Raw genomic sequence first — 17,831 nt, forward strand, 5'->3', positions numbered from 1 at the left:
ATGGACGCGTTCGAACACGAGAGTCTCGAAACCATCGTCATCCCCCGCACGCACGACCTGGGCGGCGGCTTCGAAGTGCGGCGCGCGCTGCCGCACAAGGACCGCAGGATGGTGGGGCCGTTCGTCTTCCTCGACCAGATGGGGCCGCACGTCTTCCACGCGGGCGAGGGCATCGACGTGCGGCCGCATCCGCACATCGGCCTGGCCACCGTCACATACCTGCTGGACGGCCAGATCCGCCACCGCGACAGCCTCGGCACCGTGCAGGACATCAAGCCGGGCGAGGTGAACTGGATGACGGCCGGGAAGGGCATCGTCCATTCCGAGCGCACCGGCCCGGACGTGCGCGCGGCGGGCTCCAACCTGTTCGGCCTCCAGTGCTGGGTGGCGCTGCCGAAGGAGAAGGAAGAGTGCGATCCCGCCTTCGCGCACATCGGCTCGCAGGAACTGCCGATCCTCGACGGCGACGGTGCCACCGCCCGCATCATCGCCGGCAGCTATTTCGGCAAGCGCTCGCCCGTGCCCGTGCAATCGCCGCTGTTCTATGTCGACCTGGCGCTGCAGCCGGGCGCGCGCCTGACGCTGCCGGCCGAGTATCCGGAACAGGCGCTGTACGTGGTCGACGGCACGCTCGACCTGGGCCGCGACGGCCGCTTCGAACAGGGCCAGCTGCTCGTGCTGAAACCGGGTGCGACGGTCACGCTGGCGGCGAGCGGGAACAGGGGCGCCCGCGTGATGCTACTGGGCGGCGAGCCGATGGATGGCCCGCGCTACCTGACGTGGAATTTTGTTTCGAGTTCGTCCGACCGCATCGAGCAGGCGAAGGAAGACTGGAAAGCCCAGCGCTTCCCGCAGGTACCGGGCGAGACGGAATTCATTCCCTTACCGGATCTGCCGGGCCGGCCGGTCCGCTATCCCTGAAGTTAGCCCTGGGCATCCGCGCTGCGCGGCGGCGGCACCGCATGGCGCCGCTCGTCCGGGCGCGTGAGCACACGCATCGCAATCTCGAACGGCACGCCCAGCGACGCCAGTGCGCGCGCGGGCGAGCGGTTCTGTTCCTGGGCCTCGTGGATCGTGGATTCGATCATGAGGGCGGTCTTGTAGTCGCTTCGTCGTTCCATCGTCGGATGCTAACACGAAGCCCGCCGGCCCGGTCGTAAGGCAGGTGTGCTACGCATTGCGATCCGCTAACCTGCGCCCGTTGAGCAACCGAAGAAAGACATCATGAACACGATTCGTATCCCCGCGCTGCGCGCCGCCCTGGCCGCAGCGGGCTTCCTCACGGCCGGCGCCGCCTTCGCGCAGGCCGACCTGATCCTCACGAACGGCAAGATCGCCACGATGGCGAAAGAAGGCGAGTTCGTGCAGGCCATCGCCGTCAAGGACGGCAAGGTGCTCGCCACCGGCAGCAACGCGAAGGTGCTGAAACTGAAGCGCGCGAACACGCAGGTGATCGATGCGCACGGCCGCACCGTGATCCCGGGCCTGAACGACTCGCACCTGCACGTGATCCGCGAGGGCCTGAACTACAACATGGAGCTGCGCTGGGACGGCGTGACGTCGCTGAAGCGCGCGCTGGCGATGCTGAAGGGGCAGGCCGCGCGCACGCCGGACGGCCAGTGGGTGAAGGTCGTGGGCGGCTGGAACGAATGGCAGTTCGAGGAAAAACGCTTGCCAACGCTGGAAGAAATCAATGCCGCCGTGCCGGACAAGCCCGTGTTCATCCTGTACCTGTACGGCCTCGGTTTCCTCAACAAGAAGGGCATCGCGACGCTGGGCTACGACCGCAACACGCACTACAAGGACGGCGAGGTCGAACTGGACGCGAACGGCCAGCCGACCGGCAAGCTGATCGCCAAGCCCAACGCGCTGATCCTGTACTCGACCCTCGCGAAGACGAACAAGCTGGGCCACGACGACCAGGTCAACTCGACCCTGCAGTTCTACCGCGAACTGAACCGCCTGGGCGTGACGAGCGCCATCGACGCGGGCGGCGGCTTCCAGAACTACCCGGACGATTACGGCGTGTCGCTGGAACTCGCGAAGCAGGGCAAGCTGACCGTGCGCACGGCCTACTACCTGTTCGCGCAAAAGGCCGGCAAGGAACTGGAAGACTTCCAGCGCTGGCTGACGATGACGCATCCGAAGCAGAACGACCACATGCTGTACCCGAACGGCTTCTCGGCCGAGGGCGCGGGCGAAAACCTCGTCGCCAGCGCGGCCGACTTCGAGAACTTCCTGGAGCCCCGTCCGGACCTGCCGGCCTCGATGGAACACGACCTCGAACCCGTCGTGTCGCTGCTCGTGAAGAACCGCTGGCCGTTCCGCCTGCACGCGACGTATGGCGAGAGTATCGCGCGCGATCTCGACGTCATCGAGAAGGTCGATGCGCAGACGCCGCTGGACGGCCTGCGCTTCATCATCGACCACGGCGAGACCGTGACCGACGCCGACCTCGCGCGCATCAGGAAGCTGGGCGGCGGCATTGCCGTGCAGGACCGCATGCACTTCCAGGGCGAGTCTTACTTTAAGCGCTACGGCGAACAGACGCGCCAGATGCCGCCGATCCGCAAGATGCTCGCGCAGGGCATCCCCGTCGGCCTGGGCACGGACGGCACGCGCGTCTCCAGCTACAACCCGTGGCCCTCGGTGTACTGGGCCGTCACCGGCAAGACGGCCGGCGGCCTGCAGATCTGGCAGGATGGCGACCGCCTGACCCGCTTCGAAGCGCTGAAGCTGATCACGACGGGGTCCGCGTGGATGAGCGGCGAGGAGAAAGTGAAGGGCACCCTGAAACGCGGCCAGTACGCCGACTTCGTCGTGCTGCCGCAGGATTACTTCGCCATGGACGCGGAGGGCATCAAGCGGCTCGAAAGCGTGCTCACCGTCGTCAACGGCAAGGTGGTCTACGGCGCGGGCGACTACGCGCCGCTCGCACCGAAGGCGCTGCCGGTGTCGCCGGCGTGGAGTCCCGTCGCGACGTACGGCGGCTACCAGAACCGCTAAGCCTCGCCCGCCAGCGCGGCGCGGGCTGCTTCGACCGTCTCCGCGAGGAAGTCGGCGACGGCGCGCACCCGGCTCGACGCGGCGAGATCCGCATGCAGCACGAGCCAGACGCCGTCGCTGAACACATCGCCCGGCGCCAGCACGCGGACGAGATCGGGATCCGTGACGAGGAAGTCCGGGATGATGGCGAGGCCGAGCCCCGCGCGCGCGGCCGCGATCTGCGCGCGCAGCGTGGACACGGCCAGCACCACGTGCGCATCCGGCGCCCGCTTCGCGAGCCACTGCGCGGCCGGCAGGTGCGCGTGCGCTTCGTCCCACGTGATCATCGCGCGGCCCGCGAGCGGATCGTCGCCGGCTGCCGGATGGCGCGCGAGATAGTCGCGGTGGCCGTACACGCCGTACGACATCGCCCCGAGCCGGCGCGCCTTCAGGTTGCCGTGGCTGGGGCGCACGAGACGCAGCGCGAGATCGGCGTCGCGCCGGCCCAGTTCCACGGCGGCCGTCGTCGTGACGATCTCCAGGCGCAACTGCGGATGGCGGGCGACGAAACGGGGCAGGGCGGGAATCACGAGGTCGGATGCGAGGTTGTCCGACGTGGCCAGGCGCACGAGGCCCGACACGCCGGGACTCAGGCCGGACGCGCCCCGTTCGAAGGCGAGCATGTTGTCCTCGACGGCCTCCGCGCGCCCGAGCAGTTCGCGGCCTTCGTCCGTCAGGTGGTAGCCCGTCTGGTGGCGGGCGAACAGGCGCGTCGCGAGGCGCGCTTCCAGTTCGGCGATACGCCGGCCGACGGTCGACTGGCTCACGCGCAGCACGTCCGCCGCGCGCGTCAGGCTGCCGCCGCGCGCCACTTCCAGAAAAAATTTGAGATCGTTCCAGTCCAAGGCGCGCTTTTCCTCTCATCTTCCATTTTTGGAAAATGATTATCCGATTATTGGTGTTTTCTTTGCAAGGTGCAACGACTACATTGTCTTCAAGCCGCCGCCGGCGGCATTTTGCAAAAAAGGATGAAGAACATGCTGACGACTCGACAACTGGGATCCCAAGGACTGCAAGTCTCCGCCATCGGCCTGGGCTGCATGGGCATGAGCCACGCCTACGGCACGCCGGACGACGCGGAATCGATCGCGACGATCCACCGCGCCATCGACCTGGGCTGCACCTTCTTCGACACGGCGGAAGTGTACGGCCCGTTCACGAACGAGGAATTGCTGGGCCGCGCGCTGGAAGGCCGGCGCAACGAGGTGCAGATCGCGACCAAGTTCGGCTTCGTCATCGGCAAGGGCCATTTCGCCGGTGCCGACAGCCGTCCGGAACACATCCGCGAGGTCGTCGAGGCCTCGCTGAAGCGCCTGCGCACGGACCGCATCGACCTGCTGTACCAGCACCGCGTGGACCCGAACGTGCCGATCGAGGACGTGGCGGGCACTGTGAAAGACCTGATCCGCGAAGGCAAGGTGCTGCACTTCGGCCTGTCGGAGGCGGGCGTCGCCACGATCCGCCGCGCGCACGCCGTGCAGCCCGTGTCGGCGCTGCAGAGCGAGTACTCGATCTGGGAGCGCAACCTCGACGCCGACGTGCTGCCCGCGCTGCGCGAACTGGGCATCGGTCTCGTGCCGTTCAGTCCGCTCGGCCGCGGCTTCCTGACGGGCACGGCGAAGCGTGCCGAGGACTATCCGGCGGACGACTTCCGCGCCCAGAACGACCCGCGCCTGCAGGGCGAGAACTTCGACCGCAATCTCGCGATCGCCGACCTGGTGAAGGAGATCGCGGCGCGGCATGGCGCGCTGCCGGGGCAGGTGGCGCTCGCGTGGCTGCTGGCGCAGGGCGACGACATCGTGCCGATTCCGGGGACCAAGCGCCGGACGTATCTCGAGCAGAATCTCGCTGCGGCCGATCTCAAGCTGGATGACGAGGACCTGCGCCGGCTGGATGGGGCGCTTGAGCAGATCGGCGTGGCGGGGGCGCGGTACAACGAGAAGGCGATGGCGATGGTGGATCGCTGACCGGGGGCGCGGCCTCGCGCATGTCAAGCGTTCCCCGTGGCGTAGCGCAGGTTCTCGACCGGTACCCCGGCGCGCTGGCTTGCGTAGATGACCTTTGCGACGCCCGTGTAGTACTCGGGCTTCACCGGTTCGATCACGAGCGCCACGTTCGGGTTGTCCCGCAAGGCGGACCTGAGCGCGTCGACCAGTTCGGCATTCCCGGCCACCAGGCGTCCATCGATGCTGATCGTCTCGTCATCGGTCACGCGCACGTGCAGCGAGTCATCCATGGCGTTCCGCCCGATTCGCGCCGTCCGTCGGCTCCAGCCGGCAGTTGTCGAGCGCAGGATCGATGACGTCGACCGGCCCATACCACTGGTAGACGCCCACGAAGCCGCCAGTGCGGAGAATCCAGGCTTTCTTCGTGCTGCGATCCATGACGATGGTGTGGTGGAAGCCATCCAGCACATTGCTTGCGTCCGGCATGCGCACGCGGATGAAGGGGCCGCCGTGGGCCGTGTCGGGCGCGACAGATTCCGGCACCGCGGTGCTGAAACCCGAGAACGAGATGCCGTAGCGCTTCGCCAGCGAGTCGGACAGTGGGCAGGCAAGCGCCTGCGCCGAAGACAGGCCGATGGCGGTAGCCAGCACCAGGTGTTTCATCGTGATTTCCAGTCGTGTGTTCATGTCGTTTTGAAGCGGATGCGGCGTAACGATAGCACCTCTGCCGCGCTACAGGCTCACACATTTTCACGAACACGCGTATGCGTCTTGGATGGACGCGCACGCTTGCGCCGGGCTGTGGACATGAGTGCAAGTACTCAATAGTATCGCTACCGCTTCAGCCTGCCCGTACAGGGTCTCCTCAACTCAACGTCACCGTCCATCCGATGAAAAAACTGTTTTGCTCCCTGTTCCTGTCGGCCTGCGGCCTTGCCGCCATGCCGGCGTTCGCAAGCCCTGTCCTCATCGATTTCGAACATGTCCCGGGCGCGGACGGCGTGCTTGGCACCGCCGACGATGTGCCGACTGCCTCCACCTTTCTGCAACCCCTGGACCAGCTGTACGCCGCGCTCGGGCTGAGTTTTACCCAGGGGACGCTGCTGCAGGCCGACTTTTATGACGGGAATCCATCCAATCACTTCATCAGCTCGACCTACCCGATTGCGCTGCTGAGCAAGCCCGTGACCGCCATCGGCATCGACAGTTTTTCGTCGTGGGACGTGAACCTCGTCGCCTACGACAAGAATGGCCAGACGATCGCCAGCGCATTGCTGGCCAACCCGAACCCGGGCGGGAGCAACCTGCGCGGACATGTGGCGCTGACCAGTGCGCAGGACATTTATGGATTCGCGATCTACGCGGACGATCCCAACCACATCCTCAACCTCGATAACCTGGAACTGACCTTCGCCGATCCGGCGGCCACCGTTCCGGAGCCGTCGAGCCTCGCGCTGATCGGACTCGGCGTGTCGCTGGCGGGGCTGATGCGGCGTGCGAAGACGCAGGGCAAAGGGGGCGGGACAGCCTGAGCCGCAGTGCGGCCCGGCGTGCCGGAAAGCGCCGGGCTGGCGTCGCTCAACGCGAGCACATCGTCACGAGGAGAAGATCGGAGGTCTATCCATAGCTGTGAAGGTCACCGTGATCTTCCGCCACTTTCATGATGAACTCGGAAAAACTCGTTGCAGTAAGGCCCGCACGTGTAGCGCCAAGGCTATAAACGTGGCCGAATGTCGGCGCGGCGTTGTCGAGATCGATGACATAAAACACGCACTCGATCGCGTAATCCGCGCAAACGAATACATACGACGACAGAGACTTGAATACGTCATCGCTGGCGAACTCCGGGGTCGTGGGCGTCCATTCTTCGATGGGCCAGAACCTTATCCAGGACGTGTGGCTGTCGGTCCAGTCGTCGGCGCCGTTCATGATCGAGTAATTCGTTTTCACGTCGGTGGGCAAATTGACGCGAAAACGGTGCTCGAAGGCGTCGAGCTGATGTTGTGTCGCCGGCGCTCGTGGTGATACATTCAGCGAAATCAGGTGATCGCGAACGGTATTGAAATCCATTGTTTTGGGCCCTCGCTCATCGTCTCTCGACGCGAATGATATCGTCGTATTGTCCGAATTCGGGCCGTATGTCGTAAAGCGGTGCTGGATCGCACGATGACGCCGCGGTTTCCGCGCGATGCGGGCGGAAATACTCGCGCCGGATCCGCATCGTGCCGCTTCGATCGAATAGGTACGTCACGCCACCCGTCACGCTGTCGGTGTCGGCCTCGAATTCCCGGTGAACCGCCATCGTCATGAACAGCTTCCCGGCCTCGACTTCCTTGAATGCATACGTCAGCGATTCGCGCAGCAGGCTGTCGAGGAAACCGACGACCACGACGTTGGCGGCAACGTCCACGAAACAATACGGCCGTTCGGCGCTGCCAACGAGTGCCGTATAGGGTTGCCGATGCAGATGCGCCGCCTCGGCCTTCCCGGCGGGCCAAAGCTCGGTCGGTTTTTTCTTCGCACGGGACCAGCTTTTGCAGTAATGGATGGGGCGTTTCACAGCGAGATCCTTGTCTCGAGAAACGTCAGGTATCTGGCGTCGTCTTCCATGAAGATATCGATCCCCCCACCCATGTACGCGCGCGTCAGTTCATCGGCTGCCTTATCGAAGCGACGCTGTTCGAAGTAGAGCTGCCCAAGACGCAAGTGAATGTAGGGGTTGCCGAGCCCTTTCGGACATTGGACCGCGTTATGAAAACACTTGAAGGCCTTGTCGAAGCGCTGCGCGTGGAAGTGCACGTCGCCGAGCGCCACGTAAATCCACGTCGCGGCTTCCCACTGCCTGGGCTCACCAGGCAGCAGCTTCAGCGCCGCGATGTATTTCAGTTTGGCGTCGTCGGGTCTGCCTGCCGATGCCAGCGCATCGCCTTCCTTGCACAGGGCGGCGATCCGTTCATGCACCGTGGCGGTCGGCTTCTTCGAGAAAAATGCCGACCCAGGCATCCAGCACGCCCCAGAAATCGACCGGCTCGGGATTCTCGGGATCTTCGTGCCACCAGATGACTCCCGTCGCTTCCCCGTTGCCCACGCAATTCAGGCACAGGTAATCGCCGGCGCCGTTGTGAAACACGGCGACGGTTCGCGAGATATCGATGGGCAGCCGGCGCGCGGTGTCGTCGTCGATGTCGAACTTGTCGTCGGACAGGAATGCCCAATCCTCGACCGGCAGCGGTCCCATCGAATTCGCCGGCAGGAAGGTCCAGCCGTCGTGCAACTGCGTATAAAAATCGCGGAATTTGGCGGGCACCCAGTCCCAGACCGGACGCAGGCGCTCCGGCACGTCGGTGATCGGCGCGCGGCCGCGGAAAAAGTTCAGGTCCTTGCCGCCGACGGTGTAGAGATACAGCAGCGACGGGGTGTCGTCCGGTTCGCGCATCACGTACAGGTGCTTCAGCATCGTGCGCAGGAAATCCTGGACGCTGGGCCACTCCGCGGCAAAGTCGCTCCATTCCGTGAGCAGCGCGAGCCTGCGGCCGTGTTCCTGCTCGTCGAGGAAGCGCAGCCACTGCACGGGCACGGCCGGATCCGCTTCCGCTTCGGCCGGCGAGGCCATCAATGCGGCCGGCTGCACGAACTGCTGCAATTCATTCAGTACCGCGTTCTTGTCGGGTGTTGTTGTCATCGCTTCGTCTTTCAGTGATTGCCGGTGCACGCTAGCCGCCGCCCAGGAGATTATAAATCTGCTGTTGCAACTCGGCCGCCATGTCGACCTCTTTCTGCATCATCTCCTGCCGGAAGGCCGGGTCCACGGCGATGCCGCCTTTCTTGTATTCGGTCCACTCGGCGAACGATTTCGCCCCCTTCGACGTATTCGCCGTCTCGCTCAGGCCGATGAAGTTGCGGGGATTGTTCAGCACCGCGAGCTGATCTTCCTGCGACAGCCGGGCGAATCCCTCCATTTCCGTGATCTGCTTCATCGACACGATATGGTCCGCGTGCAGCGGCTTCGTCACGGTCAGGCCCGGCAGTGCCCGGTCGGGCATCGGCAAGGTCACGCCTTCGTTGACCTGTTTTTGAATGGCGGAACTCGGCGTCTTGGCGCGCAGCCGCGCATACGTCGATGCCGAGACGCGTGCCGGCGGTTCCACCGGCGGCGTGGCCGGCGGCTCGGCAGCCGTCGCAGGCGGACGCAGGGACACGCGGACGTTCCCGCCGTTCATGCCCAGCGTGCCCGGTTCGACCGACACCTGGACCCGCTGCGCGAACTCCCACGCCCCCGGCGCGGCCTTCGCACCGAGATACCCGCCCAGGAAACTGCCCGCGATCGCCGACCATTTCTGGCCATCGCTGCCTTCGCCGAACATCTTGCCGCCGACCCAGCCGCCGCCGATCCCGCCCGCGAACGCGCCCACCAGGCCGCCCACGGCGACCACGGGCCCGGCGAGGACGATCGCCGAGCCGACGCCGACGACCAGCAGCGACGCATGCACCCAGCCCGGCACGAGGTTTTCCGGATTGATCGTGTCGGTCTGCGTCGTGCCGCCGCCGATGTAGACGTTGCCCGACCCCTTCGTGATGACGGCGCTGCATCCCGTCTTGTCGTCCACGCGCGCGGCCGGCATGCCGTTGATGTAGACCTGGCTGCTGCCCGTCGCGATCGGTATCGGTCCGGGGTGCTTGGAGCACAGGACCTGGTCGATGTGCGCCCGGGCCGCGGCCAGGCCGTTGACGAACACGTTGGACGAACCGGTCATCGCGATGGCGCCCGTGACCTCCTTGCCGGCAAAGCTCATCGTGCTCATCGCTTCGCCCAGGCCCGCGCCCATCGCCGCGCCCGCGCCGACGACGGCGACCGCCGCGAGACCGCCCGTGCCCACGATCGCCACGCCGGCCACCGCGATGGCCGCGCCGATGAGGAGGCCTTTCAGGAGCCAGCTCATGGTCGGGCTGTGCCCGATCGGGTCTCCCAGCCGTGCCGCCGCCGGCATCTAGCGCTCCGCGGCCCGGTCGCTGGTGACCTGATCGAGATGCGCGCGCACCTCCGTCAGGCTGTAGAACGGCACGGACGACGAGCTGGCCTGGATGTACTGGGCCAGGTGCAGCCGCTCGGCCAGTGCCGGTCCCGGTGGTTCCGCCGTGCGTTCCAGCGTGACCGTGCCCGACGGCCGCAGCAGCGACAGGCCGGCGTTCGTACGGGAGACGTTGGCCTGCAGGCGCGTGCCATCGGCGTCATAGAATTCCCAGTGGTCCTGGTTGACGTCGCGCGCCGACAGTTTGCTGCCCGCCTCGTGCCTGTCCGCGAACACGTGCAGGGTCTTGCGCGGTTCGGACAATGCGAAGATCGTGGGCAGGGCAGGGGACGGCACGGCGGCTGGGCCATCCTGCGCTTGCGGCAGCGGACGGCGCAGCCGGATGCTGTCCACGATCGCGTCGAACGCGGCATTCCACTCGTCGCTGAACTCGCGCAGGCACGTCGCCGCCATCAGCATGGCTTCGATCGTGCCGGGCTTGCCGCCCTGGACCAGCGTAATGACCTGGCGCTGGTGCATGAAGCCCGCCTCGTTGCGCCAGCTGTAGGCCAGTTCCAGTGCCGGCGCGCCGTCGACGGTGCGTTCGGTCATCGCCTTCAGCTGGAACCGGGGCAGTGCCCGCGTCAGTTCCTTGACCAGGCGGTCGCCGAACTGGTCCAGGCTTTCCTCGGGCTTGACGTCCGCGTGCGAGACGACGACGTTGAACTCGCTCGGACCATCGTCGCGCAAGGTGAACATGTGCATCGTCTTGTCCTTCAACTGCGCGGGCAGTTCGAAGGTGGCGTGGTTGGCGTGGTACATGGCGCGCTCGCTCATTGGCTCATTTATTTATTCAGGTCGATCCGGCTGCCCATCACCGCGACGTTCACGCCCTGGATCAGGATCGTGCCGTCGGCCTGCAGCACGATCTTGCTGCTGCCGACTTCCAGCGTGATGTCGGTGTTGGCCTTCAGGTGGATGTGCTCCGTCTGCGACGTCAGCTCGATGTTCTGCTTCGCGGTCTGGTGCAGGTGGGCCGTCTGCGCCACCAGTTCGATATTGGTCTTGGCCGTCGCGTGGATGTAGTCGTCCTCGGCGGTCAGCTCGATGTTCGTCTTGGCCGTGTCGTGGATGTGCCCCGTCTGCGCCGTCGTCACGATGTACTGCTTGACCGTGTTGGTCTGGTAGCCCGTGCTGACCGTGTTGGTCTGGTGCGGCCCGTTGACGACCGTCGCCTGCGTGTTCTGCACGGTCGTGACCATATCCTTTTGCGAGTGGATATTGATCAGTTCCTTGCCCTTGCTGTCATGGATCACCATCTCGCAGAAGCCGCCGCCGCCCGGCGTGGAGCGGCTCTTGAAACCCATCATGTGGGCGCCGTCCGGCAGGCCGTACGGGACCGGCTGGTCCGCATTGAACAGCCGTCCCGTGCAGACGGGGCGGTCGGGGTCGCCCTCGAGGTAGTCGATGATGACTTCCTGCCCGATGCGCGGCACGGAAATCGTGCCCCAGCCGCGACCCGCCCACGGCTGCGAGACGCGGATCCAGCACGAGCTGCGTTCGTCGCGGCGGCCGTAGCGGTCCCAGTGGAACTGCACCTTGATGCGGCCGTACTGGTCCGTGTGGATCTCCGTGCCCTTGGGGCCGACGACAGTCGCCGTCTGCGGCCCGGGCATGCGCGGCGGCGGGTGCGCGCGGCGCGGGCGGTAGGGGATCTTGCGGCGGATCGCGGTGAACGTGTTGCGGTAGACGTCGCTCTGGCCGCGCTCGAAATAATTGTTGCGGGCGCTGACCTGCACGGACAGCACGAGGAAATCGTTGTCACCCTCGGTGGCCGGATCGAACCAGTGGTGGCCCTGCAGCCTGAACGTGCGGCCGGCGACGAGGCCGCGGCAGTCGGAGGCGCCCGTGAAGACCTTGGCCTGCCACTCCAGCACTTCCAGGCGCTGGCGCGCTTCGCGCTGGCCGTCGTCCTTGTCCTTGTACGAGAACGCGGGGTTGCCGTCGTAGATCTCCATGGCCGGCATGTCGCCCTGTTGCGTCACGGTGGGCAGCTCCACGTACTGCATCGCATTGGGCGCCTTGAAGTCGAACGTGTTCAGGGCCACCTTGGTCGGCTGCAGGTTGCGCTCGGCCGCGAACGCCGTCACGCTGTCGCGGTCGTGCCAGCGGTTGCCGCCGTTGAATTCGACCTCGGCGTGATCCGGCTGCGGCGGGCAGAACGCGCCCGAGCGCGAATCGTCGCTGATCACCATCACGTGGCCGTTCGGCTTGTGGTCGAAGTAGTAGAACAGCCCGTACTTCTCCATCAGGCGGCAGACGAAGTGCTCGTCCGTCTCGTCGTACTGCACGATGTAGTTTTCGGGGCGGTAGGTCTGGCTGACGCGGAATTCGTACGCGGCGAGGCCGTTGTAGTCGCCCTTGAAGATCGTGTCGAGGACCTCGAGCACGCTCTGGTCCTGGAAGATGCGCGAGTTGACGCGCTGCTTCAGGTAGCTGAGCCAGGGCACGATCTGCGCGTGATAGAACGCGAAGCCGCCGTCCGCATGGCTGAAGCCGAACGAGTGCACGTAGCCGTTGACGAAATGTTCGCTGCCGTCCGCGAGCTGCACGCCCACGCTGACGTTCTTGCCCATCAGGTCTTTCAGGTCGATGGCGGCGTTTTCCGAGATCAGGCTGAGGTTGAACACGAACTGGTCGGACATGGCCGACGAGCCGCTCAGCGATTCGATCAGCAGGGTCTTGTCGCCCTGCAGCGGCGAATAGAAGCGCAGCAGGCGCTTGCCGTCGTTGAACTTCGCCAGCAGGGATGCCACGGCCGATGCGGCGTCGTCCTGTCCGGCGGGATCGATATTGGGCGGCACGTAGTGCGGCTCGTTGCCGGCGAAATCGCTCACGGCCTGGCCCGCCAGGGGATGTTCTTCGATGGCGAGGTTTTCCGCGACCGCCGCGCCTTGCGCCAGCGCTGCGGGCTGGTCCGCGCCTGGTCCCGCATGGTCGGCCAGCGCGCCGGCATGCTGCGCCAGCGAATGCGCCTGCGACGCGACCTGGAGTGCCTGCGCGAGTTGCGGACTCGCGTGCCCGGCCAGGCCGGCGACGCCCGACGCCAGGGCCGCGCCCCCCGAGCCGGCTTTCAGCTGCGCCGCGGTGTCGAGGGCAGTGCCGGCAACGCCGAGCGCCTTTATCCGGTTATCGAGCGAATCTGATGACATATCGCAGCTCCTGCATCGAATGTGTCCTCCGCACGGGGGATTGTTAGATTTATGTTAAATCATGTATATACTATCAGAAATTTCCTGTTCGTTAAATCGGCCATTGGCGCCGTTCACAATTGTTTTCCTGCGAGCACATGTCTGACTTTTCGAGCAACTGGACCGATCTGACGCGCGCCCTCGACACCATGCAGCGCCACTATGCCCAGGCCGGCGCGCAGGCCCGGCTCGACATCGCGCGGCGCGTACAGCGCTGGTCGAACGAGGCGAGCGCGACGCTCGGCCGCATCGCCGATACGGGCGCCGACATGGGCGGCGTGCGCAACGCATTGGCCGTCAAGCAGGCGCTCGACGCATCCCGGCCGCGCTTCGCGGAACTGCTCAGGCAGCAGTTCGCCGGCCTGAACTTCGCGGTGATCGTCGACGTGTTGTACGAGGTCATGAAGCAGATGGCGCTGTACCTGGGCGGCGGCGCCGTGCTTGGCGCGGCGGCGGGCGGGGCGCTGGGGTCGCTGGCCTTCGGCGTGGGCGCCATCCCGGGCGCGGCGGTGGGTGCGCAGGCGGGCGTCGCGATCGGCGGCGAGATCCTCGTCTGGATGGGTCTCGGGATGCTGGTCATGGACATGAGCGGCACGGTGCCGGACCTGTGCCGGCATGCGGCCCACGGTTTCGCGACCGCGTGGCACGCCGGCGACCTGCCGGCGGACGCGACCGCCCGGCGCACGACGATGCTGCGCGAGGCGACGGAATCGTTCGCGCAAGGGCAGATGCTGCTCGTGAAGGCAATCCTGACGGCGCTGGTGCTGTACCTGTCGCGCGGCCAGGTGCAAAGTTCGCTCCTCGTGCGCAACCTGTCGCAGAGCCGGCTGGGGCCGAAGTTCGCGGAATGGGTCGGCCAGAACCGCGACAAGCTGATGGCGCACCCGAACCTGCAGCCCAGGCTCGCGTCGGCACAGGGACAGGCCGAAGCCGGCGCGGGCAAGGGCGTCGCGAGGGAACCGGTGGAGGCGCAGAAACCGGCCGAGAGACCGTCGGAGGTCAAGCGCGGCGTCGCCACCAGCAAGCCGCCGTGCAACCTCGTCGGCCAGCCCGTCAACCCGATCACGGGCGACAAGATCCTGCTGGGCGACCTGGACCTCGACTTCGCGCTGCCCGCGCCGCTGCCGCTGGTCTGGCAGCGCACGTACAGCTCGGCGCTGCACCGCGCCGGCTGGCTGGGCCAGGGCTGGGCGCTGCCCATCAGCGACAGCCTGCAACTCAGCGTCGACGAGGTCGTCGTGCTGGACGCGTTTGATCGCGGCATCACGTTCTCGCTGCCGCGGGTCGGTGACGCGATCCATTCGCCGTCCGAACAGATCACGCTGGCGCGCACGGGAGATACGACGTTCGAGCTGGTCGACAACAATGGCCTGCGCGCGCAATTCGCCGTCCTGTACGGCGACGGCATCGCCCGCCTGACGGGCTGGCAGGATGCGAACGACAACCACATCCGCGTCACGTACGACGCCCGCCGCCTGCCCGCACGCATCGACGACAGCGCGGGGCACAGCCTGGCCCTCGAGTTCGGACGCGTCGCGGGCGGCATGCGCCTGCTGGGCGTGACCTTGATGCCCGCGGAACCGGAAGGCAGCGCGCATACGCTGGTGTCCTACGAGTATGACGGCGCGGGCGACCTGCGGCGCGTGCGTAACCGTGCGGGCGATGTCGTGCGCGAGTTCGGCTACCGCAACCATGTGATGGTGGAACACGGCCAGCCGGACGGCCTCGTGTCGCGCTATGAGTACGACGTCGAGGGGCCGGATGGGAAGGTAGTGCGCAACTGGACCAATACGGGCCAGTGGTGGGCATTCCGCTATCTCGACAAGGAGACGGTCGTCACCGACCAGCTGGGCCGCGTGCAGCACTACCGGTTCGACGCGCGCGGGCGCCTGGTCGCGCAGGTGGATGCGGCAGGCGGCGTCACGACACGTCGTCTGGACGAGAACGACAACCTGCTCGAACTGACCGACCCGGCCGGCCGCACGGTGCGCTACCGCTACGACGAGCGCAGCCGCATCGTGCGCGTGGAGCGGGGCGGGCGGGGCACGGGCATCGTCTACGACGCCCGCTTCGACAAGCCGGCCCTCATCACCGACGCCCTCGGCGCGACGACCGTGCTGCGCTACGACGCGCAGGGCAACCTGACGAGCGTGACGAACGCGCTGGGTCAGCGTACGGCGTACCAGTACGACGATCGCGGCCTGCCTGTCAAGGTGATCGACGCGCGCGGCGGCGTCAAGGCGCTTGCGTACAACCGCGCCGGCCAACTGATCCGCTATACGGATTGCTCGGGCAGCACGAGCAGTTTCGATTACGACGACGAGGGGCGCCTCGTGCGCGCGCTCGACCCGAACGGCAACGCGAGCACGTATGCCTACGACGCGCTCGGCCGCATGCAGGCTGTGACGCATGCGGACGGCACGACCGAGCGCTACGAATACGACCGGCTGGGCCGCCTCGTCGCCCACGTCGACGCCGCGGGCCACCGCACCGCCTACGAACTCGATCGCGACGGCAAGCCGCTGAAACGCATCGACGCGCGCGGCGGCGTGCTGGAATACCGCTACGACACGGCGCGCCGGATCGCCGAACTGATCAACGAGAACGGCGACGTGCACCGCTTCGTCTACGACGCGCTGGACCGCCTCGCCGAAGAAACGAGCTTCGATGCGCGCGTGACGCGCTACCGCTACGACGACAGCGGCCTCATCGTCGGCAAGGACGAACTGGGCTGCGCGCCGCGCACGGAATTGACGCCCATCGCGACAACGTATGTGCGCGATGCGCTGGGCCAGTTGACGGAAAAAGTGATCTCGCGCGTGACGGGTGCGGCACAGGCGCAGCAGATGCGGCTGCGCTTCGCCTACGACGCGCTGGGGCGCATGACGCAGGCGATCAATGCGGATGCCGTTGTCAGCATGGCATATGACGCTATCGGTCAGCTGGTGACGGAGCAGACGGATGCCTCGGGTACGTCGACCGTGCTGCGTCATGAATACGACGAGCTGGGCAACCGGGTGCGGACGACGCTGCCGGATGGCCGCATCCTGAACAATTTGAATTACGGCTCGGGCCATCTGCATCAGGTCAACCTGGATGGCGAGGTCATTACCGACATCGAACGGGACCGGGCGCACCGGATGATCGCCCGCACGCAGGGGACGCTCGTCAGCCAGTTCCGGTACGACCCCGTGGGGCGGCTGTTGTCGCAGACGGCGGGCGAGGGCGCGTCGACCGTCATCGCGCGGCAGTACGAGTACGACGAGGTGGGCAACCTCGTATCGATCGACGATCAGCGCAACGGTGTGACACGCTACAGCTACGATCCGATCGGACGCATTTTGTCGGCCGTGCAGCCGCAGCTGAGCGAACGGTTTGCATTCGATCCGGCGCATAATCTGCTCGATACGACGGTGGCGCCGGTCGGCCGCGTCGAGGGCAATCGCATCCGGGTGTACGAGGACAAGCGCTATGACTACGATGCGCACGGCAACGTGGTCGAGAAGCTGGTCGGCAAGCATACGCGGATGCGGTTCGAGTGGAATCCGGCGCATCAACTGGTGCGCAGCGTCGTTTCACGTGGGCCTTCGGATGTGGCGCAGACTGTCAGCTATGCCTATGATCCGTTCGGGCGCCGGATTGCGAAGCGGGATGCGTTTGGCGTCACGCGGTTCGTGTGGGATGGGAACCGGTTGCTGTGCGAGAACCGGGGGAGTCATTCGCGGACATACGTGTACGGCGAGGATGCGTTCGTGCCGCTGGCGCGGGTGGATGCCGTCGCAGATTCGGGGGGCGCGGCGCGGGCTGAGGTGCGGCATCTGAATACGTATCATCTCGGGACGCCGCGGGATATGACCGATGCGGGTGGGCGGGTCGTGTGGGCTGCGCGGTATCGTGCGTGGGGTAATGTGCTCGAGGTTGCGCAGCGGGATTCGCCGGAGGTGGTTTCGCCTGATGAGATCGGGGAAGTGCAGCCTGTTCGGTTCCAGGGGCAGTATTACGATAACGAGAGCGGATTGCATTACAACCGGTTCCGTTACTATGATCCGGATATTGGGCGGTTTGTTTCAGTTGATCCGATCGGTCTGTTGGGTGGGGCGAACACATTTACGTATGTTTGGAACCCGGTGACCTGGATTGATCCGTTTGGTCTGAGCCCGTGTCGGGCCGGTCAGGGAACGCCAAGTGAAAAAGGTGCTACGCGGACCGACACTTTGCCTAGGCAACCGAATACAACACGCTCGGGAGTAACTCGAACAAATGCTGCTGATTGGCGTGCTCTTCGTGATCACTGGGATAGCATTGGATATGGCGAAATACTTAGCGGAGATAATTTATCAGCAATCGCTAAGGGTAGGACCCCTATAGTAGATGAGGCATGGGTTATGTTTTTTCCGGAAGATGTCGGTTTAATGGGCGAAAAAATTTCTATGCATCATATCGCTAGTACTCCGGTGACAATTCCGTTGCCAGCAACTCGTCATTTGAACGCTCATCTTCCTGGAGGGTTCCGTTATAACGTCGGCGGCCCCGGATCAGCCCTGCCTTTTTATCCACCTAAATTGACTGAGCCTTGATAA

General features: G+C 65.5%; 16 protein-coding genes. 5 read left to right on the plus strand and 11 right to left on the minus strand.

Going from position 1 to position 17,831, the window contains the following annotated elements; all coding sequences use genetic code 11:
* Positions 1–921: a pirin family protein gene (locus ACEN98_RS27975; protein WP_413388151.1), complete on the plus strand. Its 921-nt coding sequence runs from the start codon at positions 1–3 to the stop codon at positions 919–921.
* Between the two features lie 2 nt (positions 922–923).
* Here ACEN98_RS27975 and ACEN98_RS27980 read toward each other — a convergent pair whose 3' ends face one another.
* On the minus strand, positions 924–1,121 hold the full coding sequence (locus tag ACEN98_RS27980; protein ID WP_056131219.1) for a hypothetical protein: 198 nt from the start codon (positions 1,119–1,121) through the stop codon (positions 924–926).
* Between the two features lie 103 nt (positions 1,122–1,224).
* Here ACEN98_RS27980 and ACEN98_RS27985 point away from each other — a divergent pair, with 103 nt between their 5' ends.
* Positions 1,225–3,006 carry an amidohydrolase gene (locus ACEN98_RS27985; protein WP_413388152.1) on the plus strand — a complete coding sequence of 594 codons (1,782 nt, stop codon included), beginning with the start codon at positions 1,225–1,227 and terminating at the stop codon, positions 3,004–3,006.
* On the opposite strand, the gene ACEN98_RS27990 is transcribed toward ACEN98_RS27985, so the two are convergent.
* The gene (locus tag ACEN98_RS27990; RefSeq protein ID WP_413388153.1) at positions 3,003–3,890 is read right to left on the minus strand and encodes a LysR family transcriptional regulator; all 888 of its coding nucleotides are present in this window, start codon (positions 3,888–3,890) and stop codon (positions 3,003–3,005) included. The genes ACEN98_RS27985 and ACEN98_RS27990 overlap by 4 nt on opposite strands.
* A gap of 132 nt (positions 3,891–4,022) precedes the next feature.
* On the opposite strand from ACEN98_RS27990, the gene ACEN98_RS27995 reads away from it, so the two are divergent.
* On the plus strand, positions 4,023–5,012 hold the full coding sequence (locus ACEN98_RS27995) for an aldo/keto reductase (protein ID WP_413388154.1): 990 nt from the start codon (positions 4,023–4,025) through the stop codon (positions 5,010–5,012).
* A 23-nt stretch (positions 5,013–5,035) separates the two neighbouring features.
* Here the strand turns inward: ACEN98_RS27995 and ACEN98_RS28000 are convergent, their stop codons facing one another.
* Together ACEN98_RS28000 and ACEN98_RS28005 are read right to left on the minus strand one after the other, a co-directional pair.
* Positions 5,036–5,281, minus strand: coding sequence for a hypothetical protein (locus ACEN98_RS28000; protein ID WP_413388155.1), 246 nt, complete (start codon positions 5,279–5,281; stop codon positions 5,036–5,038).
* Positions 5,274–5,678 carry a hypothetical protein gene (locus ACEN98_RS28005; RefSeq protein WP_413388156.1) on the minus strand — a complete coding sequence of 135 codons (405 nt, stop codon included), beginning with the start codon at positions 5,676–5,678 and terminating at the stop codon, positions 5,274–5,276. The genes ACEN98_RS28000 and ACEN98_RS28005 overlap by 8 nt, the downstream gene beginning before the upstream one ends.
* A 629-nt stretch (positions 5,679–6,307) precedes the next feature.
* Here ACEN98_RS28005 and ACEN98_RS28010 point away from each other — a divergent pair.
* Positions 6,308–6,523 carry a PEP-CTERM sorting domain-containing protein gene (locus tag ACEN98_RS28010; protein WP_413389104.1) on the plus strand — a complete coding sequence of 72 codons (216 nt, stop codon included), beginning with the start codon at positions 6,308–6,310 and terminating at the stop codon, positions 6,521–6,523.
* A gap of 85 nt (positions 6,524–6,608) precedes the next feature.
* Here the strand turns inward: ACEN98_RS28010 and ACEN98_RS28015 are convergent, their stop codons facing one another.
* Genes ACEN98_RS28015 through tssI form a run of 7 tightly spaced genes read right to left on the minus strand, consistent with a single transcriptional unit; the run spans position 6,609 to position 13,212 of the window.
* Positions 6,609–7,061: an SMI1/KNR4 family protein gene (locus tag ACEN98_RS28015; protein ID WP_413388157.1), complete on the minus strand. Its 453-nt coding sequence runs from the start codon at positions 7,059–7,061 to the stop codon at positions 6,609–6,611.
* A gap of 16 nt (positions 7,062–7,077) precedes the next feature.
* Positions 7,078–7,551: a hypothetical protein gene (locus tag ACEN98_RS28020; protein ID WP_413388158.1), complete on the minus strand. Its 474-nt coding sequence runs from the start codon at positions 7,549–7,551 to the stop codon at positions 7,078–7,080.
* Positions 7,548–7,952: a tetratricopeptide repeat protein gene (locus ACEN98_RS28025; RefSeq protein WP_413388159.1), complete on the minus strand. Its 405-nt coding sequence runs from the start codon at positions 7,950–7,952 to the stop codon at positions 7,548–7,550. The genes ACEN98_RS28020 and ACEN98_RS28025 overlap by 4 nt, the downstream gene beginning before the upstream one ends.
* Positions 7,945–8,673, minus strand: a complete 729-nt coding sequence (locus tag ACEN98_RS28030) for an SMI1/KNR4 family protein (protein ID WP_413388160.1) — start codon at positions 8,671–8,673, stop codon at positions 7,945–7,947. The genes ACEN98_RS28025 and ACEN98_RS28030 overlap by 8 nt, the downstream gene beginning before the upstream one ends.
* A gap of 31 nt (positions 8,674–8,704) precedes the next feature.
* Positions 8,705–9,979: a PAAR domain-containing protein gene (locus ACEN98_RS28035; RefSeq protein WP_413388161.1), complete on the minus strand. Its 1,275-nt coding sequence runs from the start codon at positions 9,977–9,979 to the stop codon at positions 8,705–8,707.
* Positions 9,980–10,837, minus strand: a complete 858-nt coding sequence (locus ACEN98_RS28040) for a DcrB-related protein (RefSeq protein ID WP_413388162.1) — start codon at positions 10,835–10,837, stop codon at positions 9,980–9,982.
* 8 nt (positions 10,838–10,845) lie between these two features.
* A complete protein-coding gene (gene tssI, locus ACEN98_RS28045; protein ID WP_413388164.1) occupies positions 10,846–13,212 on the minus strand; it encodes a type VI secretion system tip protein TssI/VgrG in 2,367 nt (788 codons plus the stop codon).
* A gap of 137 nt (positions 13,213–13,349) precedes the next feature.
* On the opposite strand from tssI, the gene ACEN98_RS28050 reads away from it, so the two are divergent.
* Positions 13,350–17,828 (plus strand): DUF6861 domain-containing protein, encoded by a 4,479-nt coding sequence (locus ACEN98_RS28050; protein WP_413388165.1) that lies wholly within the window; start codon positions 13,350–13,352, stop codon positions 17,826–17,828.
* Positions 17,829–17,831: the final 3 nt, after the last annotated feature.

It is taken from the genome of Massilia sp. CT11-137 (assembly GCF_047302885.1).
Lineage (GTDB): Bacteria > Pseudomonadota > Gammaproteobacteria > Burkholderiales > Burkholderiaceae_D > Telluria > Telluria orientalis.

What these genes read in the sequence shown, in the direction of transcription:
- ACEN98_RS27975 (WP_413388151.1), top strand. Translation starts at nt 1, where the DNA reads ATGGACGCGTTCGAACACGAGAGTCTCGAAACCATCGTCATCCCCCGC.
- ACEN98_RS27980 (WP_056131219.1), bottom strand. Translation starts at nt 1,121, where the DNA reads ATGGAACGACGAAGCGACTACAAGACCGCCCTCATGATCGAATCCACG.
- ACEN98_RS27985 (WP_413388152.1), top strand. Translation starts at nt 1,225, where the DNA reads ATGAACACGATTCGTATCCCCGCGCTGCGCGCCGCCCTGGCCGCAGCG.
- ACEN98_RS27995 (WP_413388154.1), top strand. Translation starts at nt 4,023, where the DNA reads ATGCTGACGACTCGACAACTGGGATCCCAAGGACTGCAAGTCTCCGCC.
- ACEN98_RS28000 (WP_413388155.1), bottom strand. Translation starts at nt 5,281, where the DNA reads ATGGATGACTCGCTGCACGTGCGCGTGACCGATGACGAGACGATCAGC.
- ACEN98_RS28005 (WP_413388156.1), bottom strand. Translation starts at nt 5,678, where the DNA reads ATGAACACACGACTGGAAATCACGATGAAACACCTGGTGCTGGCTACC.
- ACEN98_RS28015 (WP_413388157.1), bottom strand. Translation starts at nt 7,061, where the DNA reads ATGGATTTCAATACCGTTCGCGATCACCTGATTTCGCTGAATGTATCA.
- ACEN98_RS28030 (WP_413388160.1), bottom strand. Translation starts at nt 8,673, where the DNA reads ATGACAACAACACCCGACAAGAACGCGGTACTGAATGAATTGCAGCAG.
- ACEN98_RS28035 (WP_413388161.1), bottom strand. Translation starts at nt 9,979, where the DNA reads ATGCCGGCGGCGGCACGGCTGGGAGACCCGATCGGGCACAGCCCGACC.
- ACEN98_RS28040 (WP_413388162.1), bottom strand. Translation starts at nt 10,837, where the DNA reads ATGAGCGAGCGCGCCATGTACCACGCCAACCACGCCACCTTCGAACTG.
- tssI (WP_413388164.1), bottom strand. Translation starts at nt 13,212, where the DNA reads ATGTCATCAGATTCGCTCGATAACCGGATAAAGGCGCTCGGCGTTGCC.
- ACEN98_RS28050 (WP_413388165.1), top strand. Translation starts at nt 13,350, where the DNA reads ATGTCTGACTTTTCGAGCAACTGGACCGATCTGACGCGCGCCCTCGAC.